At 32.4% G+C, this 12,968-nt stretch carries 4 protein-coding genes and 1 pseudogene; 1 reads left to right on the plus strand and 4 read right to left on the minus strand.

The window, feature by feature from the left end:
• Positions 1–233 precede the first annotated feature (233 nt).
• The 4 genes and pseudogenes from CBD51_001615 to CBD51_001630 form a co-directional block, all read right to left on the minus strand.
• Entirely contained in the window at positions 234–740 is a 507-nt protein-coding gene (locus tag CBD51_001615; GenBank protein ID RPG60184.1) for a T9SS C-terminal target domain-containing protein, read from the minus strand.
• Between the two features lie 242 nt (positions 741–982).
• Positions 983–9,133 (minus strand): annotated as a pseudogene (locus CBD51_001620) (hypothetical protein).
• A gap of 254 nt (positions 9,134–9,387) precedes the next feature.
• Positions 9,388–10,611, minus strand: coding sequence for a DEAD/DEAH box helicase (locus tag CBD51_001625; GenBank protein RPG60185.1), 1,224 nt, complete (start codon positions 10,609–10,611; stop codon positions 9,388–9,390).
• Between the two features lie 203 nt (positions 10,612–10,814).
• Entirely contained in the window at positions 10,815–12,179 is a 1,365-nt protein-coding gene (locus CBD51_001630; GenBank protein ID RPG60186.1) for a hypothetical protein, read from the minus strand.
• Between the two features lie 226 nt (positions 12,180–12,405).
• Here CBD51_001630 and CBD51_001635 point away from each other — a divergent pair.
• Positions 12,406–12,968: DEAD/DEAH box helicase (locus CBD51_001635; GenBank protein ID RPG60187.1), on the plus strand; the 563-nt coding region annotated here is incomplete at its 3' end.

Consider the following 12,968-nt stretch of genomic DNA (forward strand, 5'->3'; position numbering starts at 1 on the left):
GAATGGTCTGTACAATTTAAATGTGAGTTTTTTTTAAAATATTAATTTTCATATTTAGATATAACCATTTGATAAACGGCGCAAAAAGCGATGCAAAATTTGTTTTATAAAACTACTGTAATCAGTTAAATAGGGTGGGGGTTCATTTCATTTTACTTCTTTTTAATAAAGCTATTTTGTAAATAAAAAAGCCCCATTAAAATGAGGCTTTTTCTTTTTGTTGATCATTAAGCTTATTTAACGATATTCATATTTTTAGTCGCTGTAAAGCTATCAGTATTCATTCTTACAAAATAGGTTCCTTGACCTAAATCATTTGCATCGAATGTTACTTCATGTTTTCCTACATTAAATATATCATTAGTTACTTCAGCAACCTGTTCTCCTAACATATTATATACTCCAATTGTAACCTCTGTACTCTCCGGAACATAGAACTTAACAGTTGTTGTTCCATTGAATGGATTTGGTACATTTTGATATAATTTGTAAGCATCTGCTGATGTCGATCCTGAGACTATGATGTTAGATGCAATGCTAATACCATCTATAGTATATGCATCACTTCCTGCATCCCACTTAGTTACAACTAGTGTAGACTCAGTATTCATATCAGAATTCCATAGTTTGAATGTAACTTTCTCTCCAATTGCTAAACCATCTTTAGCAGTTGTTGTTAAGTCATCTCCCCAAACTGTAAGAGCGATATTNTCACCANTAAATGAAGTNCTTCCAATCAATCTTCCTNATTCATCGTAAGCAGCGATCTCGTCACCGATANNTGGNATAACCTCCCANGATGATAAATGGAAGNCCTATTNTCATNTTATTACCAGTNTTATAAGCTGTTTCATAATATACNGNCTTTTCNACTATTGTAACATCACTNNANNCNAATCTACCNCCTGATGGATANCTAAATANAGCATCTTCCATCATCTTNACTTGATANCCTTTNTCNGGCATCATATTTCCNATAGAATTAAGNNCAAACANTGGCCANTANACAAGATCCATTTTCATCCTTTAANATTGTTAATTGNTCAACTACTGGCGCCATCATNTCTACNNCACTATANCCATCTNCATTTGGATGNAGGAATCCCATNATACCCCANCCCTCANTTAANGTTANNGGNAAATCAGATGNCACNAGATTTCCTTCAATTATTATAACATCATCAGCCATCATTTTGATTTGATATCCTTTTCCATCAGTTAAGTNACCAATNGAATTAAGNNCAAACANTGGCCAGTATACNAGACCATNTTCNTCNTTTACTATTGTAAGATTNGTTACAATGTCAGAAACAANAGATTCCATATTAGCATCAGCNGGATCTATATATGTAGACCATATACCCCATCCAGTTGATAATTCTATCTCTTGTATANATGTTGAAANAAAGTCTAATGATGTAACACCTGCTAGTCCATTGCATATATATAATCCTGCACCAAAACTAAATGTTGCNGTNCCCATAATGNTTCCATCATTAGAAGATATAATCCAATTAATTTCTTCTTCNGATTCAAAACCATTGTCTAATCCTGATTCTTCACCCCAAGCAGCAATTGATGTTGTATTGCCAGCTGTCCAGAATGTTGANCCATATATATTACCATCATNATCTGTTACACCAATCCATGCTTCATTGACTGTTTCACCNTCAAATNTAATTGTGGCATCACCAGGTAATAGTATGGTCATATTACAATCTGTTGTAGTAATTTCTCCCCATGGACTAGTTATGCATGAACCATCATCTGTGTTTGCACTTGAATCATAATTAAATGATGTTGGATCTGTACAGCCATATGNAAAAGCTATACATGAGCCGTCGTCTGAGTTTGCACTTGAATCGTAATTAAATGCAGAACTATCTGTACAGCCTAATAATTCATTTATAATCATTATTGAAGAGACTATTGCAATAGAGCCACATGAAAATTGATTTAATCCAGATAAAGTAACTATTGGAGACANAGGAGTGTTATTTTGATACTCCTCCGGGTAAATNACCCAGTTTAGTTCCATATTATTGATCGACAAAAAGCCAGCACCATAGACTTCAATTGATGNAATTTGCCCAGATGACCAATAANTTNCACCNTGAGCATTACCATNTGAATCTAATACNCCAATCCATGCAGATGACATAATTTCATTNTNATTGTAAATAGTTAGTTCANTTGGAAGAAGAATCGTCATTANACAAGATNCNGGATTAACAATTTCTCCCCAGGGACCGAAATCACATGANCCATCATCATTAGTGGCAGTTGAATCATAATTAGTTGCATTAGTTTCAGTACAGCCTAAAACTTCAAACTCATCACAAACTCCATCTCCATCAGTATCTGTTAAACAAATACCGTCACAATCATAACCTTCATCAGGGCCAGGTGTATTACAGCCACATCCAAGATCATTGTTATAACATGAGTTGTCATCTTCAGTAGCTAGATATGAGTAGTTACATGCATTATTATCTGTACAACCTAAAATTTCAAATTCATCACATACACCATCATTATCAGTATCTGTTAAACAAATACCGTCACAATCATAACCTGCTTCTGCTGCTGGTGTATCACAACCACAACCTAAATCATTATTATAGCAAGACTCATCATCATCTGTAGCATTAGAATCATAGTTACAGGCTGTATTATTTGTACAGCCCGTAATTTCATCATCGTTGCATATTCCATCTCCGTCTTGATCATTGTTTACAACTATACCATTAATACAGTTTTCACATNCAGATTCAATATAATTACATTCAGCTGAGTCAGTTGCAGCATTATTATAATTACAAGCATTTTCATCTTCACAACCTGCAATCTCGTCATTATCACACACACCATCATTATCTTCATCTAATAATACTACAGACCCATCTGCAGTGCAAAATTCACAATTTAGGTCAGCGAAAATGCACGGGATTAAATTTGTAGAANCAGGATTATAATTACATGCAGCTGTGTTTAAACATCCTTCAATTTCAAATTCATCACATACGCCATCACTATCAATATCAGATAAACATGANCCAGCACAATCATATCCATTTTGGACCACAGGTTGACTACAACCACAGCCCATTACTTCAGGAATCAACGAAGCCCAATTAAATGAAATAGTACTAGAATTAGAGTTATTACCATCTTGCCATATAAAGCTATAATTTCCAACATTTAAAACATCGTTTAAAGGTCCATTTCCAGAGGAACTTGACATAGTAATGCTGTAACAGTTATTCTCTAGATCAAAGCACCCATTTCCTTCAAAATTAGATCCTCCAGAAGCAATTGTTTGACCATCAGAACTGTTAATTATAAATCCGAAATTACTATTTGCAATTGATTGAGACACCGAAATGTCAAGTTCTGTATTATTNCATTCAAGTTGACAGTTACCAATTAATTCATTAGACTCGNATCCAGCATATAACGTAAATTGTTCTCCTCCAATATTAATTACGTTACCATTCCAACCATCACCATATGAGTCTATTAAACTTAAGCTATAACAACCTTCATTTAGATTAATATCTATACAATCATTGCTATATGGTGCACCGCCTTCAATTATTAGGGATTCGTTTTCATCATATATAGACCAACTAACTTCCTCAGGATAATCACCTCCACCAACACTTAAGCTAGAACCAGATACACAGTTTCCAAGACAGTCAAAACCATCTTCAGGACCAGAACCACCGCAAACCCCACATTCGTCTATTTCNGTTGATCCTCCACATATACCAACACAATCAACTTCACCAATACAATTACCTTGACAATCATAATTTTCATCTGGACCTGGGCCATTNCAAATCCCACACTCATCTAAAACAAATGTNCCACCACAATTGCCANNACAATCTAATGAATATCCATCCACACATGTACCATCACAATTTGTTGTTACTGTTGGCCAAAAGCATGTATAATTATTTAATTCTGCTTCTGGCTCATAATTACACGCACTCTCGTCTGTACATCCTACTATAAGTATTTCAGGTATATCAAAAGATTGACAAGNGTTTGAATCAGGAATCCAACCAAGAATTTCAATTAAATCAATATTGGTTTCATATTCCATATAATAAGATACTTCAAATGAGCCACCACCATCGAATGGGGGATCAACACATGCATNGATTAACATATCTGACGATAAACAAATGTTTTCATCTACTGAGATTCCACAGGCTAATATATTAGTTGACCAAATTTCTTCACCTGTAATAGAATTAGTTAATGTAAAAGTTCTATCAATATTACAGTCATTANCTGCTTCTATTAAATACTGGAATTCATTTTCTTGACATATATTAGAAGATTGACAAAAATTAATTTCTGAACCAGATGAGTTATTGGACCCATTTATTTCATATGCATTGAAAGATAAATCATTGAAGTTAAATGAACCGGTAGTTAATCCGCCAAAATCAACACAAACAGTGTAGTCACCCTCAGGAATACATTCATATACNGGAGAATAATTTGTATCATAGTTTAANTTTAATATTGTGCCATCATNATATGTTAGGTAATATGAACCAACATTAAAGCCATAAGTATATATCGACTGCTCATTNTCNTAACAATCTCCTCCNATACAAAANGANGTTGATGATTCAGGAGAAACAGAANCAACCCAATTAGTACATGTAGGACATGTGTAGNTTGGCGTATANAGGCTTATATTACCGTTAAAATCACCAAATGTTGTAATTGTATAACATCCAGTAGGTAAACACTCAATATCTCCACAATATCCATTATCACAATTATAACCATCTTCAACATTTCCTGAAAGCACAACTTCACCTGTGAGGTCATCAGTTATCTCCCAAAACTCATTTCCATCCCAATTGGTGTTATTCCATACATTTTCTTGCATAACAATGAAACTATTATTTGGACAAGATGGAATGCATATATCTTCATCAGGTTGATATAAGGCATAAGGATTAAAGTTTACTGCTGTAGGATCCATACAGCCTGTTTCAACATTTAAAACAAAAATTTCTGATTGACAAACATAAGTATCTTCATTATAATCAAAATTATAATCATAGAAATATACGCATTGATATGGATTCCAGTTATCAGAATATATACATAGATTCATGTCCCAATTATCATCATTTAAGCTTTCAGTGTCACAAACTGTCATTTCATAAACTCCATCTTCAAAACAGTGATATTCATAAGTTTGAGAACCTCCTCCATTCTCAATATCACTTGAAATAACAATTTCTCCAGTCAAAAGATTTGTTATTTCCCATGTTACTTCTTCATATCCAGACCATGAATTTATATATACATGATCAAAAGTTGTTTCCTCAGGACAAATTTCAGGAACACAAAATTCGTATACTGTATTTGTATTGTTCCCATTAAAGTTACCCAATGGCTGAGTACAGCCATTACAATTTTCAGGTGTTGGAAATTGAATATTAATACTTCCATCAAATNGTGCATCAGTTTGAATAGTGTAACATTCACCATAATTAAAACCACAAATTAAGTCGCCGCAGTAACCATTTTCACATGTNTAANTTANNTCAGTTAAANTAGTAAAAATTACATTTTCATTTGAGTCAANTACAGACCATGATGTTGCATCNCCNCCCCANNNATTTTCNTGAAANAAAATTTCAGCATATAAACANTCTCCTGCNCAATATANATCACCTTCTTCTACATANTCACAACTATTATCATCTTCAGTTGCNTCATTATTAAAATTACANGCTAAAGAATCTGTACATCCAAAAATTTCATTTTCATCACATACACCGTCATCATCATAATCNTTGTCTATAATNGTTCCTGTACCATCTTGATNGCCTGAACATGNAGCACATTCATCTAAGTCTGTNGAGTATATACATTNATCTGGATATATTGCATTTATATTAAAATTACATGCAATTTCATCTTGACANCCATTTGNTNGATATATACAGCCAGATNNNGAAAAATCATCATCTATAGGAGCCAAAACATCAAAAGTGCTAGTTGTGTTAGGTGTTGAAAANCCAGAAACATTNGCATCTGCATTATATTCAATATAGTTTGAATCTGTNCATCCTAAAATACAATCTTCTGTTGCATCAAGATANGGATAAAGNGTTGCNGCAATCCAGTCATGCATATACTTTTCTCCATTTTCTCCCCAAGAATTAGTAAAAGGAAAAGCATCTTCATTAAATGTATGTCCTCCTTGATCAATTGATAAGAAGTGAAAATTTGGAAAGTTATTTTGTTCAGCATAATCTTGAATAGATTGACCTCCACACATTTCANTTTCACCTGATGTGAGACNTGAAACAACTCCTATTTGATTTGCATCTAGAAGTNNAGAAAAAAAGTCACCAATACTAGACCAAATACTTGTAGTAGTACAGTTTGGATCNACANTTTCATCTAAATTACCATGAACATGTATATATAGTTTTTCACTATCGTTTTGGGAGATAAAAGTATCNGTATTTCCATAAANACCAGTACCAATACCAATTGCACCGTTTACATNNTGAGAATAACCAAGATTTCCACTATTTCCATTAAAACCCCCATTATAATTAANTGCATTAGTGAATTCAGGAATGTTAATATTTTCATATTCATTTTCATCAATAAAGAAATTAGTAGCNCCTATAATTCCACCAGCAGACCAACCTGCCCAAAAAATTTGATTTGGATCAATTTTGTATTGATTTCCNTCTGCAAATGATTTTCTAAAAAATCTAACCGCGGATTTTCCATCGCTTAAGGCTTTTGCAACAGCGTCTATAAAATATGCATCAACATCTTCTTGTTCATAACATGCATCAAATCCAATAGGAAAACAAATTCCAAAAATACATAATTCATTTATTTCACCACATGAAATCATTTCACCAAAAATAGCTTGATTAAACATTCTGTAATTTATTGTAGCAACAACATAACCTCTTCTAGCAAAATAATTACCAAAAGCAACTGCCTCTGCTTGCTCTTTTGTTCCATTTAAAAAACCACCCCCATAAGCATANATTAAAAGAGGTCTTTCATCANTAAGTACNTCACCTTGTCCTTGGTATAAATCTAGTTNNANATTATGTTCACTTGAGTAAGTTATATTAGNNATTANTTCAATATTTTGGAATATNGGATTTAGATANCTNCCACCACAATTATTATAATCTAATGCATCNGANGATATTTCAAGATAATCACAAANTCCATCGTTGTCAGAATCAAGAATACAAANGNCATCACAATCGTAATTTTCTTCACTATAAAAACAAGAGTCATCGTTGTTNTCTGCTAAATAATTATAATTACAGGCCAATGGATCAGTACATCCATAAANCTCTAATTCATCACANACTCCATCACCATCAGAATCATTGAAACATGAGTTGTNTTCACAGTCATAAAGATCAGGATATATACATAGAGAATTATTAGCAGTGTTAAAAATAGGATNATAATTACACGCTAACGGATCTAAACAACCTGGGTTAACAATTGTTAAACAACTTCCATCATCATCAGTTGCAGTTGGAAAAAATTCCAAATAAAGTGGATTAGTGCATCCCTCAAACTCAAGTTCATCACAAACTCCATCACCATCTGAATCATTTAGACAATTTCCACTGCAGTCAAAAGCCAAATTTAAACCCGTTGAAACAAAAGGATAATAATATTGACAACTATTATCTTCAACTAATGCTAATGAATTATAGTTACATGCTTGTTCATCAGTACAACCACTAGAGATGTCAGGACATACTGGATATGGAGAAGANGATGAATAAACAGTGTACAATTCATTTGTTTCAACATCGCCATCTTCACCCGCATAATTCCATGAACCATCATCATTTCTATAAACCCATGANTCTTCATANGGGTCATCAATCATATTACCTCCATTCACATCCCCTAAATTATCAATCACAATTCCTTGTTCAAACAATTCCATTGGATCATCACCGTCTTGATTTAACATACTATTTAGATCAGAGTCATTAAATGTTAATTCAAATTCTGACCAACAATATCCAAAATAATTTGAAAAAAAGTTAGAATCTGTTCCAATTCTATATAATAAAATATCGTCTCCTGCATTTGCCGTGGAGCCCTCTGGAAAAGTCCATTCAACACCATCACTACCATTACCATTNTTTGAACTATTTACACCAAAAACACTTAAATCTTCAATGTCAGTAAGAGCAACTAGATGCATAGCCTTACCGTCATTTGATGAGGGAGCATTCAGATCCATTACACCCTGTATCTTCAAAGCAAGAGTTAATAATTGATTACCATCACAATCATAAATTACAGGGTACTGACAACTATTGTCCTCAACTATATATGAGGGGTCGTAATTACATGCTTCTTCATCAGTACAACCACTAGCTATTTCGGGACACATTGGNTAGGGCGCNGCNGATGCATAAANAGTGTATAATTCATTAATTTCTATATCNGCATCTTCACCCGCATAATTCCATGACCCATCATCATTTCTNTAGACCCATGANTCTTCATATGGATCATTAGTCATATTATTTCCGTTTACATCACCTAANTAGTCAATAACAATTCCATTTTCAAATAATTCCATTGGGTCATCACCATTTTGATTTAACATACTATTTAAATCAGTGTCATTAAATGTTAATTCAAATTCTGACCAGCAATATAAAAAGTAACTTGAAAAAAAATCAGGATCTGTTCCGATTCTATATAATAAAATATCATCACCAACGCTAGCAGAGGAGCCGGAAGGAAAAGTCCATTCAATACCATCACTACCATTACCATTATTAGAAATATTTACTCCATACAAACTTAAGTCTGGAATATCAGCTAGTGCGATTAAATGAATAGCTTTACCATCATTAGATGATGGTGCATTAAGATCCATCACACCCTGTATCTTTAAAGCATATGTTAATATTGGGTTGCCATCACAGTCTAGATTGTCAATTGTAAATATGCAATCACCCTCTTGTCCATAATTACAGGCTTCTAAATCATCACAAATTTGAGCGTTCAATATATTAGATAAAATAAGTAATGTTATTATTAAAAAAGATAGTTTATTATTCATCATAGCATTGTTTATTTATTATAAATTTTTAATTGCTTAGAGTATTTTAAACAGACCATTCTGTTTAGAATTTATCGGCGTAAATATATGATAAATTAGTTTATAATCTAAAATAAATCTAGTCCGTTAAGATGTTAATTTTATATTTAAATATAATGAGTTGATAAATGGCGAAAAAAGCAGCGCAAAATTTATTTTTTCAAACTGCTTTAACCAGTTAAATGGGTCAGGTTTTCTTTTCTGCTACCTCGATTTTTTTATCTTCGCTTCTTGCGGTTAGCAAAAAACTCTTGCCTCTTTTTTTGTTTCTCTTTTTCAAACTCTTTTTTCTGTTGTGCATTCATGGGTTTGTCAGTTTGTGGGAAAGGAGTGTCTCGAATGACTTCTATTTTTTGTTTTATTAGCTTTTCAATATTTTTTATATACATATTCTCTTCAGGTTCACATAGTGAAATAGAAATTCCTTTTTTTCCCAATCTACCACATCGCCCTATACGATGAACATAAGTTTCAGGTTCATTAGGTATATCATAGTTAAGCACAAATTTTAAATCGTCGATATCAATTCCTCTAGCGGCAATATCTGTAGCTACTAATACTTTTATGTTGTTGTTTTTAAACTCTTTCAATGCTTTTTGTCTCTGGTTTTGTGATTTGTTTCCATGNATGGCTAATGCNTTAATNTTTTTCTTTTTTAAATTACGAACGATTCGATCAGAACCATGTTTAGTTCTGGAAAANANAAGGATATTAGANATCTCTTTNGTTTTCAATATGTGTAACAATAAATCCTTTTTTGTATTCTTATTTGTGTAAAAAATAAATTGACGAATTGTATTNGCAGCAGTNGATATTTGATGTGCAGCNATTTTTTNTGGATTTTTTAAAATNCNATTNGCTAATGATAGAATANTATTTGGCATAGTAGCTGAAAAAAACAANGATTGTCTTTCTTGTGGTAATTTTGCTATTATTTTTTTTANATCATGTATNAANCCCATATCTAGCATGCGNTCAGCTTCATCTAAAACAAAATATCGAATACTTTTTAATGAAATAAATCCTTGATTCATTAANTCNAATAATCGTCCAGGCGTTGCGATTAAGACATCAACTCCATTTTTAAGAGCATTTGTTTGCGGCCCTTGTTTAACTCCTCCAAAAATAACTACATTCTTAATATTAGTATACTTTCCATAGGCTGTGATGTTTTCATCAATTTGTATTGCTAGCTCTCTAGTTGGTGTTATAATAAGGGATTTGATTCTATTATTAAATTGGTTTTCATTAATTAAATGATGTAGAATTGGTAACGCAAATGCTGCTGTTTTGCCAGTTCCTGTTTGAGCGCTTCCAAGCACATCATTTTTTTTAATAAGTATTGGTATTGCTTTTTTTTGAATTTCGGTAGGATGGGTATAGTTTTCCTCCTTAATTGCTTTGAGTAATTTTGGGTGTAGCCCTAGTTCGTTAAATTTAATAGAAAATTATTTTAAATTGATTGGCTACAAAGATATGATAAATTAGTTTATACTCTAAAATAATTTCTTTCTGTTAAAATAATAATTTTTATATTTAGATATAACGAGTTGATAAACGGCGAACAAAGCGGTGCAAAATTAATTTTGTAAAAGTGCTGTAATCAGTTAAATAGGGTGGGGTTCATTTACTGCTGCCATCAATTTTAATCAGCAATAAATTTTTTACTGACACTTCCATCGTTATAAATTTCAAACATTATTTGATTTTTATTATTTCTGTCTTCTTGTCCAAGTATATTAATAGTTTTAATGATTGTTTTATTCAATATAATTGGGTGTTTAGTAATATTTGAATTGTTATTTATCTGTACTTTAATAACTCCGACTTCGGTGTCACCCTGTGCATCAGTGTCGTTAAAAATAACATATCCGTCTTCAGTTAAATCCCCATACTCAGTTGCAGTATTAACATTGTCATGACAGAACACATCACTTTGAATAATGTCACCATTAAAATCGGTTTGAAGTACCCATCCATTCCATACATCTGATGATTCATATGGTGGGTTTAAAGCACTATAATTACTTTCATCTCCAGTTCCACCAAACATATAAATACTAGATTCATCTGCCTTAATACCATATAATTCATTTCTTATATGTTCTAAGCTATATCCTCTGGGGTTAGCATAATGTTTTATCCAGTTTATATTAGCTTCAGTATCTAAGCTAATACACGTATAATCGAATGGATCTCCTGCACCTTCTCTTGCTGTATGGCACCCATAGTATATTGTCTCAGAACTAATTATTAGGTCAGCAGGGATGATATTCTCGGTATTATCAAGGTTTCTAGTCCATACTTCATCTCCATTTGTATTTACCTTTGTTAGTTTTAAATTATCATCATATAATATTCCACCATAATACATACTTCCATCATTAGATTCAACAACAGCTAGTGCATATTCTGAGTTTAAATTTTCATGTGTCCAAATTTCATCGCCACTGGCGGGATCAATTTTCATTAACATAGCTTTGCCTGCATAAACAATAAATATTGTTCCGGCTTCGTCACCACCAATAAATCCAGCACCATAAATATAACCATCACTGCCAATTATGGTCATCCTGATTCCATCAAATTGATACTGATTGCCAGACGATGTATATGTTTTGTCCCATATAATGGATCCATTATCTCCGTTTAATCTACAGAGCCATCTTTCTTGTGTCTCACCAGATCCGCCTGAAACCAAATAATCAACTCTATTATTTTCTTTGATTTCAGAAATTCCAAATCCAATAGTATTTTCAATTGTGATACTCCAAATTAATGCACCATTCTCACCATTTATTTTATGAATTCTTGATGTATTCTCTGGCATAAACACAATAGCACAATTACCATCTGAATCAACAATTCCTCTATTTACTTTTCCCTCTGGACCATTTGTGAAAACATTTTCCCACACTATATTTTCGTTATAAGATGAGTTTGTAGGGACTATTTGGCCTTTTGTTGTGATAATGCCAAATAAGATAGCTATTAAAGTGAATTTTTTCATAGTACTATTTTTTATAAATATAATTTATATCCTAAAATATACTTTTTATTTTAATAATATTAATTTTTATATTTAGATATAACGAGTTGATAAATAGTGCAAAAAGCGGCGCAAAATTTGTTTTGTAAAACTGCTGTAGTCATTTAAGTAGGGTGGGGGGTCATTTACTGCTACACTATAGCATATCAATTAGCTTTTATATTAATGCTTTTACTATCTTTAAAATATGAATTTTCAAACATTTAAGTTCGGCAAGGAACTTCAGGAAGGCTTAGATGCAATGGGGTTTGTAAAGGCTACCCCAGTACAGGAAAAAGCCATACCTGTCATACAAAAGGGAAAAGATTTAATTGCTTGTGCTCAAACAGGAACTGGTAAAACAGCTGCATTTGTTTTACCTATTTTAGATAAACTAAATAGAGTAAAACAAACTAATAAAGTGAGAGTTGTTATTATTGCTCCTACACGAGAATTAGCACAGCAAATTGATAGACAAATTGAAGGGTTTTCTTATTTTACAAACACATCTTCTTATCCAATATATGGCGGTGGGACAGGTAGTGAATTTGAAAATCAAAAACAAGCTTTAGAAAAGGGTAGTGATATCATTATTTGTACTCCCGGTAGATTAATGGCTCATTTGAGATTTAATTATTTTGACACATCGGAAGTAGAGTGTTTAATACTTGATGAAGCTGATAGAATGTTGAATATGGGTTTTTATGATGATATTATATCTATAGAAAAAAGATTACCTAAAAAAAGACAAAATTTATTATTTTCAGCAAC

It is taken from the genome of Flavobacteriales bacterium TMED191 (assembly GCA_002171975.2).
Taxonomy (GTDB): Bacteria; Bacteroidota; Bacteroidia; order Flavobacteriales; family TMED113.

Bases quoted from the DNA above. Each gene is read 5' to 3' on its own strand.
- CBD51_001630 (RPG60186.1), bottom strand. From the start codon at position 12,179: ATGAAAAAATTCACTTTAATAGCTATCTTATTTGGCATTATCACAACA.